The sequence below is a fragment of the Halovibrio variabilis genome, from assembly GCF_007991175.1.
Classification (GTDB): Bacteria; Pseudomonadota; Gammaproteobacteria; order Pseudomonadales; family Halomonadaceae; genus Vreelandella; species Vreelandella variabilis.
In genome coordinates, this window is sequence record NZ_BJXV01000001.1 from 260,957 (window position 1) to 285,933 (window position 24,977).

The window sequence follows — 24,977 nt, forward strand, 5'->3', positions numbered from 1 at the left end:
ACTAAAGATGGCTTGAAAGCTTATAAGTAGACACCTAGACTATGTTTATATAGTCTAGGTGTCTACTTGTGGATCAAAAAATCGCTCGCCAACGGTTGGATGCCTGGGATCGCCAGGGGCGCACTATCTTCACGCTGAGAGATATCGCCAAGCTGTTCCATGAGGATAGCCCGAAAACGCTGCAAGAAGGTGTGAACCGCCTCCGTCGTCATGGAGTGCTTGAAGGTGTTGCGCGGGGTATCTATCACTATGCGCTATCTCGAACTCCAGATGCTTATCTGCTGGAGCGTATCGCTCGTGCCATGCGGCGCGGCGAATACAACTATGTTTCTTTAGAGTCTGCCTTATCTGAATACGGCGCCATCTCACAGATTCCGGTTGATCGACTGACTGTTATGACGACCGGCCGAAAGGGAACCTACCGCACACCTTATGGCACCATTGAGTTCACCCACACAAGCCGCCCAATCACTGAATTGATGGAGCGCATGAAAGATATTGGCCGCCCCCTCAAAATCGCGACGCCTGAAGCCGCTTGGGCTGACCTTAAACGCGTAGGGAGAAATACCCACTTAGTGGATGTCGAGGTGCTAAATGAGCCGGATTGAGCCTGGTGATTATGAACAGCTAGTGGCGAGGGCAATGGAGGATCCCGCGCGTAAAGCGATGCGTCCGGTGATTGAAAAGGAGCTGCTTCACTTTGATATTTTGTATGCTCTGGACCGGGAGGGGTTGTTAGATGCACTGACGTTCCAGGGCGGGACTTGCTTGCGGCTTTGCCGGGGATCGCCCAGATTTAGTGAGGATCTCGATTTTGTGGGTGACCGGGGCTTCAAACGCGAAGACTTTACGCGGATCAAAGAGTGTATTGAAGATTACGTTAGTCGCCGCTATCGCCTTGAGGTCACGGTGAAAGCACCTAAAGAACTCAGAGACGATCCTCGATACGCCGATGTAAGAGTCGATAAGTGGCAGGTTGCCGTCGTAACCGCACCCATGCGACCAGACATTCCGAAGCAGCGAATCAAGCTGGAGATCGCAAACATTCCTGCTTATACCCGCGAGGCGCATGCTATCCAAGTTCACTATCCTTTTCTGCCTGATGGGTACAGTGATCTATTGGTGGTCACTGAGAGTAACGATGAGATCATGGCAGACAAGCTCGTCTCATTGGTAAACACCAAAAAGTATGTACGCCACCGGGATATCTGGGATCTGCAGTGGTTAAAACAGCAGGGCGCAGCACTTAACCTTGATTTACTCCAGCGCAAACTTGCCGATTATAGCGTTGAAGGTTACTCAGCCAAGGCTCGCGGCATGATCGAGCGTTTGCCAAACATCATTTCAGGCACCGACTTCCACGCTGAAATGACGAGATTTCTACCCACTGACACGTTAGCGCGAACGCTGGAGAACCCGCGATTTGCTGACTTTCTAACGCGAGAACTCGCAACGATGCTTGGTTCGGTTGTAGCAACGTTGGACGGGCCTGATCCAAATACATCGCCTCCTGAGTTTAAGCTTTGAAGCCCATCTGCCTGCCATTCGAAAAAGTCGTGTAGTCGGTGACTTCGGTGATTTTGCGCGGGATTGGGCTGACGGCATAAGTTATCTAAGTGTTCTAGCTGATCTGAAAAGGGGTTAATGATGGACAATACTGGACAGCCTATTATCGGTGTTGGCGCTATTCTTGTCCGCCCAGACGGAGCCGTGCTGCTTGGGTATCGCGATAAGCCTGGAGAATCGGCGTGTTGGTGTTTGCCCGGCGGTCATGTTGATGCGGGCGAGTCATTTGAGACGGCGGCTGTTCGCGAAATTTCAGAAGAAACGGGTATTACCGAGCTGCAACGTTTTAAGTTGCTGGCAATAACTCAGAACCTGAATAGTGCAGTCTCTATAGTGACAGGGGCAGTAATCGCCCACGTGAATCAGGATGCTGAAGCATTACTGCTTGAGCCGGAAGTTTTTGCTGAATGGTGCTGGTTTAGCCCCGGTTCACTTCCCACGCCGTTATTCCCGGCCAGCCAGGCGGTACTTGCACACTGGCAGGGCCATGAATCGCCCACCGGTTGGCAGACGTACCCCATCGCGCCAGTAGAGTAAATCTCGCTATGTAGAGAGCAAGCTTTCCATAGACACTGACGTATCAAACTTATGCCGCTTACGCGACAGTAACGTGCGGAACTTGCGCATATTGTCGCCGGCATAGAGCACACGATCGCAGAATCGTTCGTACTCATCTAAATCAGCCACCGTCACGATTAATACAAAGTCACATTCGCCAGTTACCTGGTAGCACTGCTTCACTTCAGGTGCGTTTACCGCTGACGTTAAGAACCGTTGGTAGAGTGATTTCTTATCTCGCTCCATCGTGACTTACTCCAACATATCTAGGCATTGCCCGAGAGCGTTAGGGTTGAGCAGCGCGCCATCTCCCGTTCGATAATCCTCGCGTCGCGCAACCGCTTAACCGGCTTTAAATAGGCAGATCAGGTAGCTGGTGATACGCCCTTGAGTGTCGAGCAAGTAACGGTGCTAGGCGCTAATGCTGGTAGGGCACTCAATGTCTTGAGGTGGCTGACGTGCCGGGCGTCTTGTGGGCACGGTTGTTGTTTGCCATTGTGGTGGTCGCGGTTATTGCCCGCTGGCCCAAAGTCACGTTGCTTAATAAATAAGCAGTTACGGTTTTAGAGATGCTTTGAGCTGGCACACTCTCGGCAGGCTGGCCCCAGGCCAACCTGCCGTTCGGAAAAGCCATCCAGTCTTTTACCTCTGCGATCTTGAGAAGTATTAGGCTGACGGCTGATGTCGTCTTAAAACCTAACCGACGCCTGTAGGCTAACTTCCAGCGGGTCACCAACCACTACCCGCGTGCTGCCACCGCTTGAGGGGTAGTAAGTGGTATCAAACAGGTTCTTGGCGTTGAGCTGCAGGTGCAGGTTATCGCCCAGCCAAGGGGTATCCCAGCCGATAAAGGCATCGGCGACGGTGTAGGCGTCCAGCTGGAAGCTGTTGTCGGCATCGCCTTCGCGCTCGCCCACATAACGAACCCCACCACCCAGGCGCCAGTTGCCCAGCCCAGGCGCGGTGGTCAGGTCGTGCGCCAGGTAGAGGCTGGCGGTATGGCGTGCGGCGTTGGTCAGCCGGTTGCCCTGGGTGCCTTCGGTGTCTTTGCGCACTTCGGTATCGGTATAGGCGTAAGCGCCTAGCAGTGAGAGCTGATCGGTCAACTGGCCGGAAACCGTTAGCTCCACACCCTGGGCGCCCGCTTCGCCTACCGTGCGAGTGACGCCGTTGTCGGAGACGGCGACATTTTCCTTGCGGATATCGAACAGCGCAGCGGCCAACGAGAACTGGTCATTCCAGAGGTGTTTGACGCCGATTTCGCTGCCCATGCTGTGTTCAGGATCCAGCGCCTTGCCGGTATCGCTGTCGGCGCCGTTGGGCACAAAGGCCTCGCTGTAGCTGGCGTAAACCGATGTTTCCGGGCTCAGGCGATGCAGCAGGCTGACCGACGGCAGGAAAATATCGTCGCTGATATCGGTAGCGGTAACAAAAGGTCGGCCGCGGCCGCTAAACTGCTCGTAGTGGGTATAGCGCCCGCCTAGCCCCAGAGTCCAGCGGTCGTTGAGGTGCCAGCGGTCATTGAGGTAAACGCCGGTCGTATTGATCTCATCCAGGCGATCACTGCGCGAGGTGTTAAGGCTATCGCTATCCAGATTCAGGCCACCGTAGCGCATGTCGTATATATTCTGGTCGGTGATCGCCGTGCCGCGATACACATCGGCCACATAGTCCCGGCGGCGTTCGTGATCGATTCCCACAGTGAGATCGTGGCGCATACCTGCCAGAGTGGCGGTACCGGTGGTGTCCCAAGCGGTGTACTGTACGCGGCGGTCAAAGCCGATATTGGCATCGGCACGCCGGGTGAGTGCGCCTGTGTCTTCATTCACGCGCAGTACCCGCGGTTGGCCATCGCTGTACTGGCGGCGGTTCCAGCCGTAGGTCAAGCGTGTCGACCAGGCGTCGCTGAGATCCTGCTCCCACCAGGCGGTGACCGCTTCGTCGTGACCGAATACCCGCGACCAGGGTTCGTCGAAACGGCGGTCGTTGGGCACCTTGGCAGGCTTGCCGTCGACAATCACCGTGCCGCGATCCAGATCCAAGTCGTAGTCGCGATACTCATAAGAGATCTGCGCACGGCTGTCGCTGCCTTCCCAGCGCAGCGAAGGGGCAACAATTGTGCGTCGGTTATTACCGAAAGCACGAAAGGAGTCTTCATCTTCATGGTGGACGATAAAGCGGAACGCCAAGCCGCTATCGGCAAGCGGGCCAGTGACGTCCACGCTGGCATTGCCGCCGCCCAGGGAGGTGGCTTCGGCGCTGATTTCGCGCTGCCACTCGTACTCCGGGCGTTTGGTGACCAGGTTGATCACCCCGCCAGGATCCTGCTGGCCTTGAAAGAGCGAGGCTGGCCCCTTGAGTACTTCGACATGATCCACCGTTGCCATGGAGAAGGTGCCGCGGGGCTGGCGAATGCCGTCGATCAGAATCGAGCCATCGCTGTTGCTGCCGAAACCGCGTTTGATAAAGCCGTCCTCAGTGCCCCCCATCGTGTTGCCTTCCGTCACCCCCGCGACCATCGCCATCGCCTCGGTGAGGCTGTCGATATTATGGTCGGCCATCACCTGGGCGGTGACTGTCTCTACGGTGCGGGCTTCTTCCAGAAACGACACCGGCTGCTTGCTGGCCAAACGGGAGCGCTGGGCTCGATAGCTCTGCGGGGCCACGTCAGTGAGGCGATCTGAAGTGACGATCACTGTTTCTGAGACCGTTTCTGAAGCGGCCTCGCTGGCTTGTTGCGCGAAGGCATAGGGCAGCGGATTCAGCAGTAGCAGCGGCGAAAACAGCGCAATGGTTCGTGAGCGGAGCATGGGTGGTATCGATCCTTTTTGTCGTCAGTGGGTTGAGGGAGGAGGCGTTATTGAGCGTTGAGGGCACCCCAGAAGCGGCCCTCGCGGCTTAGCGCTGCCGGGGTGGGTAGCAGGGCGTCGAAGGTGGCGGCCGGATCGAGATCGCTAAACAGCGCGGGGTGCAGCCACTGGGCAACACGCTCCAGCGCCACGATGGCGAAGGGGCCTTGGTGGAAGCCATGCCAAAGCGCGTAGAACTGTCCTTGCTGAACGGCGTCGAGATGCTGCCAGCCGGGCAGTTCGTGGCTAAGCGAGCGCAGGTCTTGGGCAATCTCCGCATCGCTAATCCCAAGCCCCACGCGGATGCCATCGCCTGCTGCCCACTGCCCCGCGGTATTGAGGATGACGTCGGGCGGGTGGCTCAGCACCCACTCGTTGCTTAGCGTCGCCGATGCGCCAGGGGCTAAGGCACCGGCAATATTATCGCCGCCTGCCCGGGCCACTAAGTCGGCAAGCCCGTTACGTAGATTGGTGCGGCAACAGTCAACTTTGACCCCAGGGGCGACATTGATCAGCACCGTGGGGGCGTCGGCTGGCCGCCCTGCCAGGCGCTGGTCGATACGTGCCAGACGCTGCTCGATCAGGGCAATAACGTGGTTAGCTCGCGGGGTGGCGTCCAAAGCTTCGCCTAGCAGCGTCAGGCTTTTCGGCGTGTTTTCCAGCGGGTGACGGTTAAAGTCGATAAACAGGTAGGCAATGCCTAGCTCGTCCAGCAGCCGTGCCAGCGGGGAGCCTTCCACACTGCCCACACGGGAGAGGTCGAACAACACCAGATCCGGCGCCAGGTTCAGCAGCGCTTCGCTATTGAGCTGGGGTGTCGGCGCGCTGGAGAGCGTAGGCAGTTGGGCAAGTGCAGGCCACTGGGTAATAAAGCGCTGGGCCATGGCGGGGTCAAACACCGCCAGCGGGTAGGTCCAGCCTGCCAAACGTGGGGTTGGGTCATCGAGTAGCGTTGCCAAGGCATAGAGCTGGCGCGGCTGGGTAAGGAACAGGCGAGTGGGCGGCGCTGAAAGCGTCACCTGGCGGCCTGCTAAATCGGTGACTTGTTTTGGGAAACCACCTGCAGGCTCACTTGCCAGGCATGCAGCAGCGCTTAACAAACTCATCCAACACAGCAAATTAATAGCCAAGCGGCACATGTCGGTATCCTGGGGTTAATTCGCAGTGAGGTCGCTGACGCGATCGCTTAACACCACCGGCCGTCCCTGCGAGCAGTGCTCTACTCGGGCCTCCACACCGTAGGCGGCGCGAAGTACGTCGGGCGTAATCACGTCCTGTGGGTCGCCTGCGGCCAGCAGTCCGCCGTTACCAAACAGCAGCACCTGATCACAGAAACGCAGCGCCAAGTTGATGTCGTGAATCGCCATCAGACAGACCGCCTGACGCTCTGCTATCACGGCGCGCACGGTATCGATCAGCGCCAGCTGCCAGCGCAGATCCAGCGCGCTGGTGGGTTCGTCCAGCAGTAGCAGCGCTGGTTGACGGGCAATCGCCTGTGCCAGGCCCACCATCTGACGCTGACCGCCGGAGAGCTCGCTCAACGGGCGCAGGGCGAGCGGGCGAATGGCCAGGGCATCAAAAACGCGCTCGATTAACGTGTTTATTTCTACACGGCTGAGATCGGGGCGGACGGCACGGCAGGCGCTTAGTACCGCTTCATAAGCGACCAGGGTGGTCGCCTGAGGGAGCGTTTGCGGCAAATAGCCCACATGGCGCATTCGCGCTGCACCGCTGAGGGTGGCGAGGTCGATATCGTTAAGCTGCATTTGCCCGCTAGAAGGTTGCAAGCCCGCGATGGCCTTTAACAGGGTTGATTTACCCACCGCATTGGGCCCCAGCACCGCGACCAGCGAACCGGGTGGCAGTGTGGGGAGACTGAGCTGCTCAAAGACACGTCGTTTGCGATAACCGGTCGTGACATTGCTGAGCGTAAAACCGGCCTTCATCGTGCCCGCCCCTGCAACATGATCAAGGCCATAAAGAAGGGGATGCCTACCAGCGAGGTCACCAGCCCTACCGGCAACACCAACCCATCGACCAGCGTTTTACTGGCGATGGACGCAAGTGAAAGCACCAGGGCCCCGGCCAGAGCGCTGCCCGGCAGGTAAAAACGGTGATCCTCGCCCAGTGCCAGGCGCGCCATATGCGGGCCAACCAGCCCAATAAAGCCAATGGTGCCCACAAACGCAACCGCGGCGGCGGCGAGCAGGCTCACTCTAAGCAGTGAGATAAGCCGCAAACGCTCAACCGCGATGCCGAAACTGCGGGCGTGCTCATCCCCTGAGCGTAGCGCCGTCATCGCCCAGGCGCTGCGCAGCGAGAAGGGCAGGCAAACGGCCAAGACCGCCGCCACAATGGCTACCGTTTCCCAGGAAGCTCGCGATAGGCTGCCCATCGTCCAGAAAACGAGTTGCTGTAACGCATCGGGGCTGGCAATCAACTGCAAAAGCGCGACCAGCGCGTTGAGTACAAACACCAGCGCAATACCAAACAGCACGATGATTTCACGGCTGGCGCCGTAGAGGCGCGACAGCGCATTGATGGTCAAAATCGACGCCGCCGCAAATACAAACGCCATCAAGGCGGTGGCGTAGTGGGCATTTAAACCCAGCAGGGTGAGGTTAAAGACAATCACCAGCGAAGCGCCCAGGGTGGCCGCCGCGCCCACGCCCAGGGTAAACGGGCTGGCCAGCGGGTTATTCAGCACCGTTTGCATCTCTGCCCCCGCAAGGCCAAGAGTAGCGCCTACCAGCACCGCCATAAGCGCTGCCGGCATGCGGATTTCCCAGACAATGGCCTGCTGAATCGGGCCTTGAGCATGGGCATCAAACAACAGCGCGATTAAATCAGCCATTGGGATATGCGCAGGGCCACTGGCGATATCAGCCAGCAGAGAAATGACCAAGGCGATGGCTAGGCCCACAACAATCAGCAAACGGGTAACGATAAAGCGCCGATAGGAGGATGCCAAAGGCACAGCAGGTGGCGAAGAGGCGGGCATCGTAAAGGCGATTCCAGGTGGTCATAAGAATAGGGTGAGTTCGTTTTCATGTGAGACTGAAACTCATTATTCTTTACATTATCATCCTTTAGTCTAAAGCTTGTCAACCGCTGAAAAAGCTAAAGAAAAAGCTAAAAAATTGCTATCCAGCCCTTGAAAAATGACTGACTTTTCCTACTTTTATGAGTAGACGAAGTTGCTTCTAGGCGCTAATAATTGACTGATTATATTAAGAATATGCTTAACGTAGGAGGTGTTCGATATGTTCGATAATCTCAAGCGTTTTGAAACCAGTTTGCCCCAGCAGTTTGACTGGTTTAGCCAGTTGTTGAATAAGTGGCTGCTTAACCGCATTGTATAGCCGTCCCTATGGGGGCGGCACTTTTCTTAGCCCATGTTTTAGCTCTATGCTCTATTTTAAGGATGTTTGGCGTACACTCACATTTCCTTACAAATAGAACGTAGAGGATTGCATTATGACCGATATAGCCGCGTTGCTTGGCAGCGATGCCGATAGTTTGCTCAATCACACCTGTCAGGGCGTTCCCCGCGACAGCCTGCATTTACCTGGCCCTGATTTTATTGACCGTGTCATGGCGGATAGTGACCGTAGCCCGGCGGTGCTGCGCAATATGCAGAGCTTCTTTAATCATGGCCGTCTCGCGGGCACCGGCTATTTAAGCTTGCTGCCGGTAGACCAAGGCATCGAGCACTCCGCAGGCGCCTCCTTTGCTCCGAACCCACGCTACTTCGACCCGGCTAATATCGTTGAGCTGGCCCTCGAAGGGGGTTGCAACGGCGTGGCATCCACGCTTGGCGTGCTGTCGTCGGTCGCGCGGCGCTACGCCCACAAAATTCCGATGATGCTTAAGCTTAACCACAATGAGACGTTGAGCCACCCGGCGATATACGACCAGACGCTATTTGCCGATGTCGAGCAGGCCCACGACATGGGCTGCGTGGCGGTGGGGGCGACGATTTACTTTGGCTCCCACGAGAGCCGCCGCCAAATCATGGAGATTAGCGAGGCCTTTGAGCGCGCCCACCAGTTGGGCATGGTCACGGTGCTGTGGGCGTATCTGCGTAACCCGGACTTCAAGCACGATGGCAACGACTATCATGTGTCGGCCGACCTCACCAGCCAGGCCAACCACATGGCCGCGACCCTTAAAGCGGATATCGTCAAACAGAAACTGCCGGAGAACAACGGCGGCTACAAAGCGGTCGGTTTCGGACATACCCACGATAAAGTTTACAGTGAGCTGACCACTGATCATCCCATCGACCTGGCCCGTTACCAGGTTGCCAACTGCTTTATGGGCCGCGCTGGTCTGATTAATTCCGGCGGTGGCTCCAAAGGGCACTCCGATCTCGGCGAAGCGGTGCGCACGGCGGTCATCAACAAGCGCGCCGGTGGGATGGGCCTGATCTCAGGGCGTAAGGCGTTCCAAAAACCGATGCAGGAAGGCGTTGACCTGCTGCATGCGATTCAGGATGTCTACCTCTCCAAGGACGTAACCGTCGCCTGATCTCGCGGTCCTCACGAGCCAAGTTGGGGCAACAGAAGGGGCGCTTAGCATCTAGCATCAATTGATTGATGTATTTCAAAAGCGCCCCTGCCCATCACCACTGCGTTACCGCCCACTTCCACCAAGCCGGTTTTGATATCGCCATTGGCGGTGGTGTAAATAACGCTAGGCCGGCCCATCTCAACACCCTGGTGAATCTTGCACTGCAAGGCATCTGGCTGAAGTGATGCCAAATAGCCGGTCAATGCTGCTGCGGCGCTCCCGGTAGCGGGGTCTTCGCAAAGGCTGTTCTCCATGGAAAACATGCGACTACGGATCAGCATCTCAGTACTGTTTTGCCGTTCAATCACATATAGGTAGACCTGCTCGGCACTACTGGAGGCGACGGCGCTTGCCCAGGTGGTTGTAGCAATTCGTACGCTCTCTAAAGCGGCAACATCTGCTAGCTCGATCAAATGAAAGGGCAGTCCAGAGGAGGCAAATACTGGGTTGCCAATCACCCGATGCTCCTCAAGCCCTAATAGCTCGGCGGCGGTAGCGTGATCAAGTGTGCTGTCCGTCACTTTGGCAGGCTGAGCGGTAGTAAACGTCGCTCTTCCTTGATCATAGCTAACCACTAGCTCGCCGATGGGAGGCTGTAGCACAACGCCTTGCTCGCGGTTCACGAAATTCAGTTCCGCTAGCAGATGCGCGGTGCCTACCGTGGGGTGGCCTGCAAAAGGTAGCTCTTGAGTCGGCGTAAAGATCCGTATCGGGTAGTGATTCGGCCCAGTGGCGGCACTTAAGAACACCGTTTCAGCGAGGTTAAGCTCATTGGCCAACGCCTGCATGGTGCTGGTTGCCAACCCATCGGCCTCTAGAAAGACCGCCAACGGGTTGCCGGTAAACGGCTGGTCGGTAAAGACGTCTAGCAGGTAATACTCAGCGGTTTTCATAGTAAGTCCCTCTTTTTAAGTGATACGTGTTTCCAAAACGGTTTACGGCCTTCTTTTTGTGCCTGCTCTCGGGTAATGCCAATATCCTTCAGCAGCCGGTCGTCCAATGCCAGTAGCTGACGGCGGCTATGACGGTTATGACGGTACTGGCGTAGTTGATAACTGAGTTGATGACTTAGCCGATAGCGAAGCTGAGTAAGGCTGAAACTTGGCATGACGAATCCTCCTTGTTATGTGCCTTACCAGATTACTCAGCGTCATTATTTTGATACAGATATAGAATTTATTATTTTTAAGATACAGAAGGGCGTTTTATACTTCTGTATGGCGGATTATAAGAACATCTGTATCGGTATTGGGCTGTGGGGAGGAAGGTGTTATGACGCGTTACGAAGAAGTGGCGAGCATTTTACGCGAACGTATCGAGCATGGTATCTACCGCGTGGGTGATCGTTTGCCGTCTATTCGTGCGGTTTGCAAAGAGTTGGATGTCAGTATTTCCACGGCCCAAGAGGCCTACCGGCAGTTAATGGATGTGACGTTAATTGAGTCGCGTCCTAAGTCGGGCTATTTCGTGCTGCCAAGCCGCGTGCCATCGGTGCTCCCGTCGGTCTCAAGGCCTGCGCAGCGCCCGCTGGATATTTCCCAATGGGACCAGGTGCTGGAGCTTGTCGCCACCCAGCGGGACGATGATCGGCTTTTATTGGGGCGTGGTGTACCCAACCTTGAGTATGAGACATTGCGGCCGCTGTCGAAAATCCTCGCTGGCCTGCATCGCCGTACTGATCTAAACGGATTCAACTACGACAAGCTTAACGGCAGCCCCGAGCTTCGACAGCAGGTGGCGAAGCTTGCGGTTGCCTCCGGCTGCTTGCTGCATCCGGATGACATCATGGTGACCACCGGCTGTCAGGAGGCGCTTTCCATTGCATTGCGCACCCTTACCCAGCCCGGCGATGTGGTCGCCGTGGACTCGCCCAGCTTCTACGGCACCATGCAGATCCTCAAAGCTAACGGTTTAAAAGCGCTGGAAATTCCCACTGACCCGCAAACGGGTATCAGCCTTGAAGCGCTGGAATTGGCGTTGGAGCAGTGGCCGATCCGCGCCATACAGGTCACGCCGACCTATAACAACCCGCTGGGCTACACCATGCCTGAGGCGCGCAAGCGGGCGCTGTTTCAGCTTGCCCAGCGTTTTGATGTGGCGATTATCGAAGACGATATCTACGGTGACTTGTCATTTAGCCTGCCAAGACCGCGTACCGTGAAATCCTTCGATGACGATGGCCGTGTGATGTTGTGCAGCGGCTTTTCCAAAACGGTCGGGCCAGGGCTGCGAGTGGGCTGGCTGGCGCCGGGGCGTTACCGCGACCAGGCGATGCATATGAAATATGTCTCCACCGGTGCTTCGGCGACGCTACCGCAGCTGGCTGTGGCGGAGTTCGTCGCCAAAGGCCACTACGAGCGCCACCTGCGTTTCGCTACCCGTCAGTATCAACGCCAGCGCGACATCATGATCAGCTGGGTGCAGCGCTACTTCCCTAAGGGCGCGGGAATTAGCTACCCCCAAGGCAGTTTCTTGCTATGGGTTGAGCTACCCGCAGCGGTGGACTGCGTGCGCCTTAACGAACGCTTAGCGCAGCATGCCATCCATGTGGCGCCGGGCTCGCTGTTTTCAGCCTCGGGCAAGTTTCGCCAATGTCTGCGCCTGAACTATGCGTTTACGCTGACGCCGACCATTGAAGATGCCGTGCGCAACGTGGGGGAGCTTGCCACCGAGATGGTGGAGGAGGCGCAGGCACACGAGGCATGTCTTATAAATTGAAGGTGCTGCCACGTACTGGCGTCAAACGGCCATGGTCGATAATCGGCCCGGTAGGCTGGCCTTCGGGAGCGCCCCCTTGGGGCTCAATACTGACGGCTAAATCGGCAGTGAATAATTGCGCACGTAGCTCGTCACTGGGTTGTAGGCGATGGCTGCCTTGCGCAGGCAGCAGGCCCAGCGAAATGGGCGTGCCATCGGCGATCAGCCACAGCTCACCGGTCTGTTCGCTGCCCACCTGAGTGGGTTGAACCGCTTGCACGACCAGCTCTCCCTCCTGGGTCGCGCTAATGATCCAGCCTGGCGTGCGCGATTCGTCCTGAACCACAAAGACCGCCTCTCCGTCTGGCAACTGGGTCAGTTCAGCTTGTTGCCACAGAAGGCCCAGTGCTACTGCGATCACCCCAAAACTGGTCGCCATGGCCTGCCATGCACCCAGGCGTTGCCACCAGCGTAAAGGCACGGCCCCGGTTGCCTGGGTAATGCGCTGCCAGACTTCCTTGGGTGGTGTCTTGGGGTCCAGTCGCTCGTTGAATAAGTTCAGGTATTCTCGCCAGTTATCCACGTCGTTACGTAGATCATGGCTGACAGCCAACAGCGCTTCAAAGCGTGCTTTCTGATCGTTATCCAATACGCCCAAAACGTATTCGCCAGCGGCTAGGTGGCGGTCGTCAGGGTCGCTTAAATCCCATTGGTTAGACATGTTTTTAACCTCTCAAGTCCACGGCGGATCCAGCTTTTAACGCTGCCCAGCGGTTGGGACAGAGAGTGAGCAAGCTCGCTGTGAGTCATGCCCTGAAAGTAGGCCATTTCCATTAACTGGCGCTGATGGCGGCTGAGTGTGTCGAGGCAGTCTTTCAGTTTGCCGTTTTGCTGATAACTGATGCTGTCATCTTCAGGGTCGTCGGTGCCTAATAGTGTCGCTAATAAGGGCTCATCGGTGGTGGCGTCCTGGGGTTTCTGGCGGCGCAGCCAGTCGATGCCAATATTGCGAGCGAGTGTCGACAGCCAGGTCATCGGCTTGGCTCGCGTTGCATCGTATTGATCGGCAGCATGCCAGATTCTGATGAAAACATGTTGTAGGCAATCCTGAGCGGCACCCTCGTCTCTTACTATACGCAGCAACTGAGCATATAGATGCGTACAAGAGGCGCGATAGAGGCGTTCGAATGCTCGACTGTCCCCTTGGGCACAGCCATGAAGCTGGTCAATAAGATACTGGTGGCGCTGTGTGGCATCTAGCATTCAGGCATCTCTGCACAATAAACCGAATCGCCAGTCTTGGTGAGTCCGCCGTTGAAGGCAATAGGCGAGCCCCCAGCGGCCAATAAAAAATTGTAGGGGTTTTGCATCCACCGGGGTACTAGGCGCGTAAGTGTTAGTGAGCTTGCATTGTTGAGCTATTTTAATGACAACCAGGAGATGCCCAATGAAACTCAAACTTCTTACTGCCAGCCTTTGTGCCGCTGCTCTCTATACCGGCGTTGCCGTTGCCGACCATGGTCCGACCACGGTAGGCGGCGCTAGCATGCTTCCCGAGCGTAATATCATCGAAAATGCGGTTAATTCGGGTGACCATGAAACACTCGTCGCCGCCGTTAAAGCGGCTGAGCTGGTCGATGTGCTGCAAGGTGAAGGTCCCTTCACGGTATTTGCCCCGACGGACGATGCCTTTGCGAAACTTCCCGGTGGCACCGTTGATACGCTGCTGCAATCAGAAAATCAGGCGCAGCTTCAAAGCGTCCTTACCTATCATGTTGTGCCCGGCAACCTGACGCGCGATGTATTGTTGGAAGAGGTGATGGACAGTGATGGCACGGCGGCTTTTAAAACCGTTCAAGGCGAGTACCTTTCCGTCATGCGCAATGGCAATAACCTGATGGTTATGGATGCACAGGGCAACAGTGCCAATATTACGGTCGTCGATGTCGCACAGGAGAACGGTGTTATTCACGTGGTCGATAGCGTATTAATGCCATAATTGACCTGACTTAGACGGACAGCTCAACGGTGTCCGCCAAGCGATTGACCATCCTGCCGCCTTGCATCGCTAGGCGGCAGGATGGTTTGTTTTTGTAGGCCGCGTAAACGCTTCTGATGCGAACGCGGCTTTCTTGCGAATGATGCACGTTTCTGCATGATCATTGAGTAACCCCATGGCCTGCATAAAGGCAAACGCGGTGGTGGGGCCGAAAAATTTCCAACCACGTTTTTTCAGTTCTTTCGCCATTGCTATGGATTCAGGTGAGGTAGTCTGAGTTTGCGGCGTCGCTAACGCGGTCGGCGCATAGCGCCAAAAGAACGCCGCTAATGAGCCTTCCTGCTCGACCATCTCCTTGGCACGTTGGGCGTTGTTGATGGTCGCTTCGATCTTGCCCCGGTGGCGAATAATGCCTGCATCTTGAAGTAAACGTTGCACATCGTCTTCGCTAAAGTGAGCAACCTGATGGAAGTCGAAGTGGAGAAAGGCGGCGCGAAAGTTGTCGCGTTTATTGAGAATGATGCGCCAGCTCAAACCCGATTGAAAACTCTCCAGGCAAAGCTTCTCGAATAGCCGCTGATCATCGTCAACCGGGAAGCCCCATTCGTTGTCGTGGTAGGGCAAAAATTCCGGCGCGCCGCCACACCACTGGCAGCGGGGATATCCGTCAGGGGCGATAAAGTCGTTGCTCATTGGCTACTTACCCATCAATCGAACCATTCTTTGGCAGTCCGCCATAGGCAGATGCCGAAAAAATAGACAGAGGCAATGCCCAATCCCCATAGTGCCCAAGCGGCGTGCTCGGGGCTTGAGAGTACCAGTGACGTGGCACATGCACACCACGCCAGCGTAACGGTGATATTGAGCGGCATGAATAAGCGCACCCGAAAGGGGTGCAGAAACTTCATTCGGGTCACGGTGAGGATGGCCAGCAGCACGATAGTGGCAAAAGTGATGAACGGCGGAAGGTCGAGAATATAGAAATAGGCGGCGGCGATGTTCCAGGCGGCAGGAAAGCCAACGAAGTAATTATCCTGGCTTTTCATATCGACGTTGCAGAAACAGAACATCGATGACAGTAGAATGATAAATACGGATAGCAGCCCTAAATAGGGCGGTAATTCAATGAAGTAGTAGATGAACAGGGCGGGGATAAAGGCCCAGGTGAGGTAATCAATGACCATATCGAGGGTTGAGCCATCGAAATGGGGCAGTATGGCCTTTACTTCATATTTGCGGGCCAGGGTGCCATCGATACCATCAATCATCATCGCGGCGCCTAGCCAGAGCAGGCAAGCAACGGGATTATTGTCGACCAGTGCAAGCAGCGCCATGGTGCCAAGCAGCACGCCGCTGGCGGTAAATATGTGCACGCTCCATGCCTTCCATACCGAGGCGCGGGACTCTGTGTGCGAAGAGAGTAATTGAGCCACATTAACCCCGTTGGGAACGTGGGGTTCCCTTTAAATTGGATTTATAAATAAGCCTGTAAAGAAAGATACACTACTACAAGAATGCTTCCAGGGAATATGCTGGCGGCGGATCCTTTGCCTATCACTATAGTGTAATGCCAAACGTTTAAGGAGATTGCTGATGACGACTGTTCGTACAGCCACAATTAACGACCTTGATGCTTTAGCCGAGTTGCTGGATGGCTATCGCCAGTTTTATCAGCAGCCGGGTGACCTTGATGCGGCGCGTACTTTTCTGCATCAGCGTTTTGGTCAGGCCGATTCGCGCATCCTGGTCGGTGAAGACGCTGCAGGGAAGCTATCCGGTTTTGTGCAGCTCTACCCTGGGGTTTCCACGGTGGGCTTGAATGCTCGCTGGACGTTGAATGATCTTTTTGTGTTGCCAGAGTGTCGTGAGAAAGGCACTGGTAGGGCATTAATGGAGGCTGCCACTCAGCTTGCCCGCGAGCATGGCGTCGCACGTTTGATATTAATGACGCAGGTAGAGAACGAGCGCGCCCAGCACCTTTATGAATCATTGGGCTGGCAGCGTAACACCGCGTTTTATGGCTATCTATTGGATGTTAAGTAAGTTCTATCGATTGAGAAAGACGATTAACTAACCCTCTCCGGCAACTTACACACATCCACCCATTCGGCATTGACCAGCTCGGCGAGGCGCTTGGGGCTTAAACGCACGGCGCTGTTGGGTGAGCCTGCGGCGGGCAGCACTTCATCAAAAGCGTGGAGCGATTCATCGCAGTAAATCGGTAGGTCAGTGGCGAGGCCAAAGGGGCAAACGCCGCCGATGGGGTGGCTGGTGAGTTCCATGACCGTCTCGGCGTCGAGCATTTTGGCTTTGCCGCCAAAGGTATCGCGGATTTTGCGGTTGTCGATACGCGCATCGCCGCTGGCGACAATGAGCACCTGGCGCTCGCCGACTCGAAACGCCAGCGTTTTGGCAATTTGCCCTGGGGCCACGCCGTGGGCGTCAGCGGCAAGCTGTACGGTGGCGGTGCTGGCTTCAAGCTCTTCGATGTTGATGTCTGGTGCGTGTTCGGCAAGAAACTGGCGAACGGTCTCGACGCTCATTCTGAAATCCCCGTATTGGCTAAAGGGTTAACCTAACGCGCCTCTGGTGCATTAGCCAAGCCAAGGCGGCGTGGTGATCTTGGCGGGCTCGCGCTGCATGATGATTTCCCCTTTGCGTACAGAGAGCAGGACCTCACCCTGGGTGCGCAGCACGCTGTAGTCATCCTCGCCCTCCAGCAGGTTGAAGCTGGCGGGCTTGCCGACTTCAATGCCGTAGCGGTCTTCGATATTAAGCGTGCGGGCGCTGTTATCGGTAATTAGCGAAAGCGCCTGGCTGAAATCCTGATAGCCCATCATCTGGCAGATATGCAGGCCAAAATCCAGCGTACGCAATAGTTTGCCATTACCCAGCGAGTACCAGGGGTCAACAATGGAGTCTTCGGCCAGGCACACATTGATGCCGGCTTCGTTAAGCTCTTTTACACGGGTCACGCCGCGGCGTTTGGGGTAGCTGTCGAAGCGTCCCTGCAGGTGAATACTCTCGGTTGGGCAAGAAACAAAGTTAATGCCCGAGCGCTTGAGCAGCAGAAACAGCTTGGAACAGTAGGCGTTATCGTAGGAATGCATGGCCGTGGTGTGGCTGGCGGTGACGCGGCTGCCGAGGTCGTGTGTCAGGGCTTCATGTGCCAACACTTCAAGAAAGCGCGAGTTGGGGTCATCGATCTCGTCGCAGTGGACGTCTACCAAACGGTCATACTTGATCGCCAGCTCGATCACCCGCTTCATCGAGGCCACGCCCAGCTCGCGGGTGTATTCGAAATGCGGAATGCCACCGACGACATCCGCGCCGATCTCCAGCGCCTCTTCCAACAGCTTTTCTCCGCCGGGGTAGGAGAGCAGGCCATCCTGAGGGAAGGCGACCACCTGAATATCGATTTTATCCTTTAGCTCATCGCGCAGAGCGCACAGCGTTTTGATCCCGATGAGGCTGGGGTCGCTGGTATCGGCGTGGGTGCGTACAAACTGGACGCCGTTGCTGATCAACAGGTTGAGTGTTTTTAGTGCCCGCTCGCGAATATCCGCTTCGGTGAGCAGTGGTTTCCGCTCGCCCCAGCGCTCGATGCCCTCAAACAGCGTACCGCTCTGGTTCCAGTTGGGCTCACCCGCCGTCAGGGCTGCGTCCAGATGAATATGTGGCTCGATAAACGGCGCACAAACGAGCTTGGCGCCCGCATCAATCTGGCCTTCGCTCGCGTTTAGCGGCGCGTCCTGGGCGGTAATCGCTGTAAAAATGCCGTTCTCAATCTCGAGTCGATAAAGCTCGGGGCGCTGGCGCAGGCGGGCGTTAATGATCTGCAGGCTCATATAAACAAGGACTCACTTATTGCTTAGCCGTAGAGGGAATACTATCACCCAGCGTAGCGTGTTTGAGGCGTAGCAGCACCGCATAGCTTCCTGCTGCCACCGCAACACCCACCAACGGTGGCAGTAACGGGGAGAAGTAAGCAGCGCCAGCGCCCAGTGCATAGGCCGCCAAGCCCCGGCGGTTGAAGTCGGGTAGTGCAGCCGACTCTAATGCCGGATAGCGGCCTTTATGTTTGAGCCAAAAGTCCGCCATGATCACCCCGCCCATGGGCGGAATAAAAGTGCCCAGCAGCACCAGGAAGGGGATCAGCAAGTTATACATGCCGCCGACCGCCAACACGGTGCCAATCGCCGCGCCGCCCACGGTGACCAGACGGCGCTTTTCGGTGCGCAGTAAATTGCAGCCCGCCACGGCGAAGTTGTAGATGGTGTTGTCCTGGGTGGTCCAGATATTCAGAAACAGCATCAGCACGGCGATAGTGACAAAGCCCTGAGCGATCAATACATCAACAATATCCGCCTGCTGGTAAATCATGCTGCCCAGTGCGCCGGTTAGCACCATTAAGCCGTTGCCGACAAAAAACGCTGCCAGGGTTGCGATGACGGCAATTTTGGGCGTCTTGGCGAAGCGGCTCCAGTTGGTGGCTTGGGTGCCGCCGCTGATAAAGGTGCCAATAATAACGGTAATCGCCGCCGCCACGCTCATGCTCTCCGTGGGCATTTGCTGGCTCAGCCCTGCAAAGCCGCGCACGTCCACCAGCCCGGTGAACAGGCTAAGCAAAATAAACAGCATCATGGCGGGAACGGCAAAGCGCGAAAGCCAATCCATGCCTTTGTAGCCAATCATGGCGGTTACGCAGAAACCAAATCCAAACAGCACCATTAAGGGGATTTCCAGCCATTCAGGCATCCCTGTGGTGCGTACGAGCACCAGGGCAATGGTGGCAGTCCCCCAGGCGTACCAGCCAATCTGGGTAAAACCGAGGATAACGTCAGAAAGTTTGCTGCCCTTTTCGCCAAAGCAGAAACGACCCATCAGCACCGAGGTAAGCCCGCTTTGACAAGCGATATAAGCAAGTGCTGCCGCGTAGGCCCCCAGCAGTAGGTTGCCAGCCACAATAATCCACAGCAGCTCGCCAATCGGGAAGGCCTGGCCCAAGGAGCCGCCTGCCCACATGGTAGCGGTGAAGAAGGTAAAACCGAGCAATACAGCAGAGGTAGAGAGCAGACCCTTGCGGGCGCTGGTGGGGACTTCGCTGAGGGGGTAATCGGAATGTCGCATGGTGATCTCCTAGCCAAAGGAAACAGTTAGCAAAAAGAGCGTCTATCAACAAAAGACATTAGCAAGAGTTATGCCAATAACTCAGGGGCGTGAGAAATAGTGTTGTTTCTATTTTTTTAAGGCCTATTCAGTCTTTTTAGTGGTACTTTTAAAATAAATCCTAATAAATTTTAGTCACTGGCCGAAGAATGTCATAGACGCCATATATTTCGTTTCCGCTGCCGATGGTGTAGCAAATAAGGGGCTCCCAAGCATATGCAACACCCCTCTCGGGCGAATTCATCAGCGACGGTGACCAAGCTGCCCTGGCGCCATACGCTGGTAGGTAAGGTGGTGGTATTTATGCTGCTGGGGGTCATGTTTGCCTATTTAATGGGCGCGTTGTCGGGTTTTTTAATGGTAGAGCGTGGCGCGCGCGAACAGTGGTGGCGTGAAGCGCAGGTCAATGCGCAGATCGTCAGTGCGACTATCCGGCGTATTTATACCTCTGTCGCCGTCAGTGCTGACGAAACGGGGCAGATCACCCATATTATCTCCCAGCGGCCGATTGGCGATGAGGAGTCGGTGCTTGAAACGGGATTTAGTCCCGTTGATGTCCTGGCACTGGCCAGTGCCCAAACACGCAACAATGTGTGGCTGTTTGGAGCAACGCCGGAAGGCTCACTTGAGGTAGTGGCAGACGCCCTTAACGCTTCGCCGGGCTCGGTGATGACATTGACGGTGAATACTTGGCAATCAACAGCAGAGGCCTCTGACTTTTACGTTGGGTTTGCCCAGGTTGGGAGTCAAGAACACTTTATTAGCTCATTGCCTATTGTGACGCCTGACGGCCAGTTATTGGGCGTGGTTGTTTCCACCATTGGCCAGCGAGAAGCGCTTTATCAGATGCGTAATGATCTGATTGGTAACGCGTTAATGGCACTATTGGCGGTGTTGGTCGCCACTGCACTGATGCTAAGTATATTAATGCGCCACCTCTTCAGGCCGGTACCCATATTGATTCGGGCGCTGGCGTCGATTGCCAAAAACCAGACACAAAGCCCCACGCCGTATACCACTCGCAACGATGAAATTGGCCGAATGGCAAAGGCCATTGATGCCCTGCGTAAGAAGGTTATTGAGCGTGAACACCTGCTTGATGTAAAAGACGAAGCCCTTCGCTTTCAGCACCTTGCTCACCATGATGAGCTGACCAAACTGCCTAACCGTATACAGCTTAATGACGCTTTAAAAGCGGCAGAGCACTCACTGCTGCAAGGCGACATATTTAACGTCATGTTGTTTGACCTGGATTATTTTAAAGATGTGAATGATAGCTTGGGTCATGCGGTGGGTGATGCACTGTTGATAGACGTTAGCCAGCGGGTTCAGGGGTTACTGAAAGAAAACGATTTGGTGGCGCGTCTAGGCGGCGATGAATTTGCCATTATTCAGCGCGTCGCCGGCAGTACGCCGGAAGAGGAGGCCAAGGCGTTGGCGAGTGACATTGTTGCCACGCTAGGTGAGCCGTTTCAGATTGAGGCGCAAGACATCCAAATCAGCGTCAGCGTGGGTATATCCCGAGCTCCTGTCGATGGTGACACCAGCTACGACCTGCTGCGAAACGCCGATATTGCGCTGTATGCGGCCAAGGCGAAAGGGCGCAACCGCTATATGCTGTTTGCCTCGGGGATGAAGATGATGACGAATACTGTCAGGAGGGGGAAATCATGCCCTGGTTAGTAGCTTTTATAGTCGGCATGTTGAGCTGGCATGGCGCCGCCTTGGGTGATCAGTTTTCCACCTCGCCGGTGCTGTCGCGTATCGCATTGAATGGCGAAATTAACGTTGGCCATCGTGCCAGCGAAGCGCCTTTTTCCTACGTGGCTAACGACAAGCCGATGGGCTATGCGATTGACCTATGTTTGAACATCATAGAAGGCCTTCGCAAAGAGCTGGCGCTAGACGAGTTAACGATTAACTTTGTACCGGTAACGCCTGCGAATCGGTTTATCTTAGTGCGCAATGGCCAAGTAGACATTGAGTGCGGTGTGACCACGAATACGCCCGAACGCCGCCGCCAAGCCGCCTTCTCTTACCCGCATTTTCTAACCGCCACACGTTATGTATCGCTCGCCGAGCAAAATATGCAAAGCATTGACGATCTGGCTGGCCGCAGCGTGGTGTCAACAACAGGCACCATCAATATTGAACAGCTCAATCAACTCAACCGCCGCGAGGGTCTGAATATAGCGGTGATGTTGAGCCATAACCATGAAGAGGCCTTTGCCATGGTGGCGTCAGGTCAGGCGTCGGCATTTGTTATGGACGCTGTTTTGCTGGCGGGTTTGGTGTCAACCGCTACGGACCCTGGCATTTTCAATATCTCAGAAGCAGCGCTGAGCAATGCTGAACCGTATGGCTTAATGATGCCGCCTGATGATCCGGTTTTTGTTGAGCTGGTGAATAATAAACTACGTCACCTTTATCAAAGCGATGCTATTCTCCCCCTTTACGCGAAGTGGTTTTTGCAGCCTATACCGCCTGATGATCAGGTGTTGAGCTTGCCGTTAACGCCAGAACTGGCGGCGATATTCGCTGATCCGTGTAGTTACCTGGACGATAGTTCCCTGGACGATAGTTCCCTGGATGATAATCTGGAGTAGAGGAGCTGTGCGATGCATAAAACAACATCAATAGGATATTGCAGCCTACTGGCAATGGCGCTGAGTGGCGGCGCAGCGCAAGCAACGCCGCCGATTAATACCCTTGAACGGATAGAAGAAACGGCCACATTGCGCGTGGGCTATGGCGATGCAGCGCCTTTTTCCTACCTGGATAACCAGGGGCAAGTGGTTGGCTACTCCATCGATATTTGCCAGCGTTTAGCTAAGCAGCTGAAAGCAACCCTGGGACTTTCATCACTTGAAATCGCCTACGTGCCTCGTACACCCAGTAACCGGATTCAGCTACTTAACCGTGGCGATATTGACATTGAATGCGACGCCAGCACCAACACCGTCGAAAGACGGCGTAGCGCGCTGTTTGCCCTGAGCCATTATTTCGTCACCGTGCGCTATGTGGCACTGCGCGAGAGCGGTTTGAAGACGTTGGCAGATTTGGCCGGGCAGAGCGTTAGCGTGGCGCGAGGCACCGTCAATGTTGGGCAAGTCAATCAAGCGAACCGAGAGCAGCGCCTATATTTATCGGTGGTGCCTGCCGATACGTTGCAAGAAGCGTTTGATTTAGTCACTGATGGCCGCGTCGCGGCCTTTGCGATGGACGATATTTTACTCAGAGCGATGATTGCCGAATCGGAAAATCCCGATGCGTACACCGTATTCGCTGAGCCTTTAACAGCATCACAACCGCTTGGTTTTATGATGCGACTCGGTGATGACGCCTTTGCTGAGCAAGTCAACAAAGTCCTTCGTGCCATCTACACGAGCCCGGAGATGGAATCGATTTATGACCGTTGGTTTCATCAGCCGCTGCCAGGTAAAGGCATCACGCTTAACGTGCCAATGAGTGAGGCATTGGCTGACCACCTTAATCATCCATAAGGCTTTCAAGCGGCCGGTTGAGATGTTCTGAAAAACTATTCCTGAATACAGCCAATAAATGCAGCACCTGCGCTGGTTCGGCTGGCGCCGCGGGGAATCTAAACCAGTGGGGGCGGATCAGGCGTGGGAAGCGTTCTAACGACTTGAGACCGTTAAAAGCCCGCGCATCAGCGTTTCGACAATGCTATCGCGGGCGTCGTCCAGTGAATACTGGCGAGTGTCTTGCAGCCAATCAAAGCAGTTACCAATCAAAAAACTGTGGAACTGGCGGCGGGCATTTGCGGGCGTCAGGTCGGCACGCAGTTGGCCTTGCTGCTGGATCTGTTCGAATAATTGCTCTACCCGCGTTTCGGCATGCTCAGAGAGCCGCGTGATCATACTGATTCGCGGGTGGTCGTCTTCAAGCTTTTCGCAGCGGTGCAGCACAATAGTGGCGGCCCGCTGTAGCGGTAAATCGTGACAAATGCCCGCTAATGATCGCTGGGCGATCTCGCGTAAACAGGCCACAGGCTCTGTGCCAAGGCGCTGTACCGCTTCATCGACAATTTCATCCAGTGGAATGCGTACCCGCTCAAGCAGCGCATCGAAGACCGCTGCCTTATCCGCAAAGTGCCAATAAATGGCTCCTCGGGTGACGCCTGCCGCCTCGGCAATATGTGCCAGGGTAGTGCGAGCAACCCCGTGGGCGAGAAAGGTGGTTTCGGCAGCGTCGAGAATGGCTTCCCGAGTGCGTTCGGCATCGGCCTTGCGACGGGTCATGGCGGCTCCTAGGACAACAAGTCACATTATTCTGGCATTGATGAATGGCAAAGTCGCCAGCAGATGATTACTATACACATCTGGCTGACATTCATGAATGTCAGTTAGTAAGCGTCAGTTAGTAAGCATCGATTATTAAATACTAGCTAAAAGACACTACCTCTCGCCCGATGACCATGCTGAGGGCAAACGTTACCAAGGAGTTCACCGTGCCCGTTACTTTTACGCGTTTATTGCCAGGGCTTTTGGTCTTGCTGCTTTTGGCAGGCTGCGATCCTTCCCCGGCGGCGTCGGAAAGTACCGCGCGCCCGGTCAAGCTGGTTACCCTGGAAGCGGGAAGCGCCACGGCGCTGCGGCAGTTTCCGGCGCGGGTGGAAGCGACGACGCGCAGCAATTTATCGTTTCGCATGGCGGGCGAGCTACTGGAACTTAATGTCAGCCCCGGCCAGCAGGTGAGCGAGGGCGACATCATCGCGCGCATTGACGACCGCAATGCGCAAAGCGAGTTGGATAGCGCCCGCTCGCGTTTGGAGCTGGCCAAAGCAATGCTCGAACGCATGCGTTACACCCTGGAACGCGGCGCGGTTAGCCAAGCCCAGTTTGATGAAGCGGAAAGCGAGTGGCGAGCGGCGCGGGCCACCTTTGAACAGGCCCAGGAGCAGGTCGCGCATACCAAGCTGCGCGCCCCTTACGACGGTGTGATTGCCCAAGTCCCGGTGGATAACCGCCAGATTGTTCAGGTGCAGGAAACGGTCGCGGTTATTCAGCAACCCGGGCAGTTAGACGTGGTGTTTCATCTCCCCGAGCAAATTGTTCAGCGCATGCCGCGCAACGACGGCGCGCCCTTCGGTGATGCATTGGCGTTTGAAGTGCGTTTTGGTAACAGCGATACGCCTTACCTTGCCCAGCTAGCTTCCTACACCACCCAAGCCAGCGCCCAGAGTCTGGCCTACGAAATCACGCTGACGCTGCCCCAGCCGGACGATATCACCCTGCTCGATGGTATGAGCGCCAATGTGCGCTTGGATTTAGGCGCGTTGCAAGCCGAGAATAGCCCCCCGCTCTGGCGCCTGCCGCCTGACGCGGTGAGCTATGTAGGCGACGACCCCGAACAGGCCCAGGTATGGCGCTTTGTCGAACCGGACAGTGTTGAAGCGGTAGCGGTGGATGTCGGTCGCCTGACCGCCAAGGGGCTTGAAGTCAGCGGTGACCTAGCCGCGGGCGATCGCATTGTAGCGGCCGGCGCCCACCGCTTAACGGCGGAGACGCAAGTGACGCCGTGGGAAAAAGAGCAGGGGCTTTAAT

At 55.8% G+C, this 24,977-nt stretch carries 26 protein-coding genes; 11 read left to right on the plus strand and 15 right to left on the minus strand.

The window, feature by feature from the left end:
• The first annotated feature begins 68 nt into the window (after window positions 1-68).
• The 3 genes from abiEi (at window position 69) to HVA01_RS01120 (ending at window position 2,103) form a co-directional block, all read left to right on the plus strand.
• Entirely contained in the window at window positions 69-608 is a 540-nt protein-coding gene (gene abiEi / locus HVA01_RS01110; protein WP_146872641.1) for a type IV toxin-antitoxin system AbiEi family antitoxin, read from the plus strand.
• A complete protein-coding gene (locus HVA01_RS01115; RefSeq protein ID WP_146872643.1) occupies window positions 595-1,527 on the plus strand; it encodes a nucleotidyl transferase AbiEii/AbiGii toxin family protein in 933 nt (310 codons plus the stop codon). Before abiEi ends, HVA01_RS01115 begins: the two co-directional genes overlap by 14 nt.
• A 120-nt stretch (window positions 1,528-1,647) precedes the next feature.
• On the plus strand, window positions 1,648-2,103 hold the full coding sequence (locus tag HVA01_RS01120) for a nucleotide triphosphate diphosphatase NUDT15 (protein WP_170243451.1): 456 nt from the start codon (window positions 1,648-1,650) through the stop codon (window positions 2,101-2,103).
• Window positions 2,104-2,109: 6 nt separating this feature from the next.
• Here HVA01_RS01120 and HVA01_RS17575 read toward each other — a convergent pair whose 3' ends face one another.
• The 5 genes from HVA01_RS17575 to HVA01_RS01145 all read right to left on the minus strand — a co-directional run bounded on the left by HVA01_RS17575 (window position 2,110) and on the right by HVA01_RS01145 (window position 7,974).
• Entirely contained in the window at window positions 2,110-2,370 is a 261-nt protein-coding gene (locus HVA01_RS17575) for an Lrp/AsnC ligand binding domain-containing protein (protein ID WP_246129364.1), read from the minus strand.
• Window positions 2,371-2,813: 443 nt separating this feature from the next.
• Entirely contained in the window at window positions 2,814-4,934 is a 2,121-nt protein-coding gene (locus HVA01_RS01130; protein ID WP_146872647.1) for a TonB-dependent siderophore receptor, read from the minus strand.
• 47 nt (window positions 4,935-4,981) lie between these two features.
• The gene (locus HVA01_RS01135; RefSeq protein WP_146872649.1) at window positions 4,982-6,112 is read right to left on the minus strand and encodes an ABC transporter substrate-binding protein; all 1,131 of its coding nucleotides are present in this window, start codon (window positions 6,110-6,112) and stop codon (window positions 4,982-4,984) included.
• 15 nt (window positions 6,113-6,127) lie between these two features.
• Complete coding sequence (locus tag HVA01_RS01140) at window positions 6,128-6,919, minus strand: ABC transporter ATP-binding protein (protein WP_146872651.1); 792 nt, start codon at window positions 6,917-6,919, stop codon at window positions 6,128-6,130.
• Window positions 6,916-7,974, minus strand: coding sequence for a FecCD family ABC transporter permease (locus tag HVA01_RS01145; RefSeq protein ID WP_146872652.1), 1,059 nt, complete (start codon window positions 7,972-7,974; stop codon window positions 6,916-6,918). The genes HVA01_RS01140 and HVA01_RS01145 overlap by 4 nt, the downstream gene beginning before the upstream one ends.
• Before the next feature lie 476 nt (window positions 7,975-8,450).
• Between HVA01_RS01145 and HVA01_RS01150 the strand changes: the two genes are divergently transcribed.
• Window positions 8,451-9,503, plus strand: a complete 1,053-nt coding sequence (locus HVA01_RS01150; protein ID WP_146872654.1) for a class I fructose-bisphosphate aldolase — start codon at window positions 8,451-8,453, stop codon at window positions 9,501-9,503.
• Window positions 9,504-9,547: 44 nt separating this feature from the next.
• Here the strand turns inward: HVA01_RS01150 and HVA01_RS01155 are convergent, their stop codons facing one another.
• Complete coding sequence (locus HVA01_RS01155) at window positions 9,548-10,438, minus strand: PhzF family phenazine biosynthesis protein (protein WP_146872656.1); 891 nt, start codon at window positions 10,436-10,438, stop codon at window positions 9,548-9,550.
• Window positions 10,435-10,653: a DUF1127 domain-containing protein gene (locus HVA01_RS01160; RefSeq protein ID WP_146872658.1), complete on the minus strand. Its 219-nt coding sequence runs from the start codon at window positions 10,651-10,653 to the stop codon at window positions 10,435-10,437. The genes HVA01_RS01155 and HVA01_RS01160 overlap by 4 nt, the downstream gene beginning before the upstream one ends.
• Window positions 10,654-10,817: 164 nt before the next feature.
• Here HVA01_RS01160 and HVA01_RS01165 point away from each other — a divergent pair, with 164 nt between their 5' ends.
• Complete coding sequence (locus tag HVA01_RS01165; RefSeq protein ID WP_146872660.1) at window positions 10,818-12,263, plus strand: aminotransferase-like domain-containing protein; 1,446 nt, start codon at window positions 10,818-10,820, stop codon at window positions 12,261-12,263.
• Here the strand turns inward: HVA01_RS01165 and HVA01_RS01170 are convergent.
• Window positions 12,253-12,963: an anti-sigma factor gene (locus tag HVA01_RS01170; RefSeq protein ID WP_146872661.1), complete on the minus strand. Its 711-nt coding sequence runs from the start codon at window positions 12,961-12,963 to the stop codon at window positions 12,253-12,255. The two genes, HVA01_RS01165 and HVA01_RS01170, sit on opposite strands and share 11 nt — an antisense overlap.
• Window positions 12,942-13,505, minus strand: coding sequence for a sigma-70 family RNA polymerase sigma factor (locus HVA01_RS01175; protein WP_146872663.1), 564 nt, complete (start codon window positions 13,503-13,505; stop codon window positions 12,942-12,944). The genes HVA01_RS01170 and HVA01_RS01175 overlap by 22 nt, the downstream gene beginning before the upstream one ends.
• Before the next feature lie 184 nt (window positions 13,506-13,689).
• Between HVA01_RS01175 and HVA01_RS01180 the strand changes: the two genes are divergently transcribed.
• Window positions 13,690-14,241 carry a fasciclin domain-containing protein gene (locus HVA01_RS01180; protein ID WP_146872665.1) on the plus strand — a complete coding sequence of 184 codons (552 nt, stop codon included), beginning with the start codon at window positions 13,690-13,692 and terminating at the stop codon, window positions 14,239-14,241.
• 69 nt (window positions 14,242-14,310) lie between these two features.
• Here the strand turns inward: HVA01_RS01180 and HVA01_RS01185 are convergent, their stop codons facing one another.
• Window positions 14,311-14,934 carry a DNA-3-methyladenine glycosylase I gene (locus HVA01_RS01185; protein ID WP_146872667.1) on the minus strand — a complete coding sequence of 208 codons (624 nt, stop codon included), beginning with the start codon at window positions 14,932-14,934 and terminating at the stop codon, window positions 14,311-14,313.
• Window positions 14,935-14,948: 14 nt separating this feature from the next.
• The gene (pcsA, locus tag HVA01_RS01190) at window positions 14,949-15,674 is read right to left on the minus strand and encodes a phosphatidylcholine synthase (protein ID WP_371860114.1); all 726 of its coding nucleotides are present in this window, start codon (window positions 15,672-15,674) and stop codon (window positions 14,949-14,951) included.
• A 160-nt stretch (window positions 15,675-15,834) separates the two neighbouring features.
• On the opposite strand from pcsA, the gene HVA01_RS01195 reads away from it, so the two are divergent.
• Window positions 15,835-16,284 carry a GNAT family N-acetyltransferase gene (locus tag HVA01_RS01195; protein WP_146872671.1) on the plus strand — a complete coding sequence of 150 codons (450 nt, stop codon included), beginning with the start codon at window positions 15,835-15,837 and terminating at the stop codon, window positions 16,282-16,284.
• 23 nt (window positions 16,285-16,307) lie between these two features.
• On the opposite strand, the gene HVA01_RS01200 is transcribed toward HVA01_RS01195, so the two are convergent.
• From HVA01_RS01200 to codB, 3 genes are read right to left on the minus strand one after another with little or no spacing between them, the layout of a single operon-like run.
• Window positions 16,308-16,784, minus strand: a complete 477-nt coding sequence (locus HVA01_RS01200; RefSeq protein WP_146872673.1) for a YbaK/EbsC family protein — start codon at window positions 16,782-16,784, stop codon at window positions 16,308-16,310.
• A 51-nt stretch (window positions 16,785-16,835) separates the two neighbouring features.
• Window positions 16,836-18,089: a cytosine deaminase gene (gene codA / locus HVA01_RS01205; protein WP_146872675.1), complete on the minus strand. Its 1,254-nt coding sequence runs from the start codon at window positions 18,087-18,089 to the stop codon at window positions 16,836-16,838.
• Between the two features lie 16 nt (window positions 18,090-18,105).
• Window positions 18,106-19,371 (minus strand): cytosine permease, encoded by a 1,266-nt coding sequence (gene codB, locus HVA01_RS01210; protein WP_146872676.1) that lies wholly within the window; start codon window positions 19,369-19,371, stop codon window positions 18,106-18,108.
• Window positions 19,372-19,626: 255 nt separating this feature from the next.
• Between codB and HVA01_RS01215 the strand changes: the two genes are divergently transcribed.
• The 3 genes from HVA01_RS01215 to HVA01_RS01225 are packed head-to-tail and all read left to right on the plus strand — an operon-like array spanning window position 19,627 to window position 22,913.
• Window positions 19,627-21,093 (plus strand): GGDEF domain-containing protein, encoded by a 1,467-nt coding sequence (locus HVA01_RS01215; RefSeq protein ID WP_246129366.1) that lies wholly within the window; start codon window positions 19,627-19,629, stop codon window positions 21,091-21,093.
• Window positions 21,081-22,016 (plus strand): amino acid ABC transporter substrate-binding protein, encoded by a 936-nt coding sequence (locus HVA01_RS01220; RefSeq protein WP_146872678.1) that lies wholly within the window; start codon window positions 21,081-21,083, stop codon window positions 22,014-22,016. The genes HVA01_RS01215 and HVA01_RS01220 overlap by 13 nt, the downstream gene beginning before the upstream one ends.
• 12 nt (window positions 22,017-22,028) lie before the next feature.
• Window positions 22,029-22,913: an amino acid ABC transporter substrate-binding protein gene (locus tag HVA01_RS01225; protein ID WP_246129368.1), complete on the plus strand. Its 885-nt coding sequence runs from the start codon at window positions 22,029-22,031 to the stop codon at window positions 22,911-22,913.
• Between the two features lie 135 nt (window positions 22,914-23,048).
• Here HVA01_RS01225 and HVA01_RS01230 read toward each other — a convergent pair whose 3' ends face one another.
• On the minus strand, window positions 23,049-23,672 hold the full coding sequence (locus tag HVA01_RS01230) for a TetR family transcriptional regulator (protein WP_146872680.1): 624 nt from the start codon (window positions 23,670-23,672) through the stop codon (window positions 23,049-23,051).
• A 209-nt stretch (window positions 23,673-23,881) separates the two neighbouring features.
• Here HVA01_RS01230 and HVA01_RS01235 point away from each other — a divergent pair, with 209 nt between their 5' ends.
• Window positions 23,882-24,976: an efflux RND transporter periplasmic adaptor subunit gene (locus HVA01_RS01235; protein ID WP_246129370.1), complete on the plus strand. Its 1,095-nt coding sequence runs from the start codon at window positions 23,882-23,884 to the stop codon at window positions 24,974-24,976.
• The last annotated feature ends 1 nt before the right edge of the window (window position 24,977 follow it).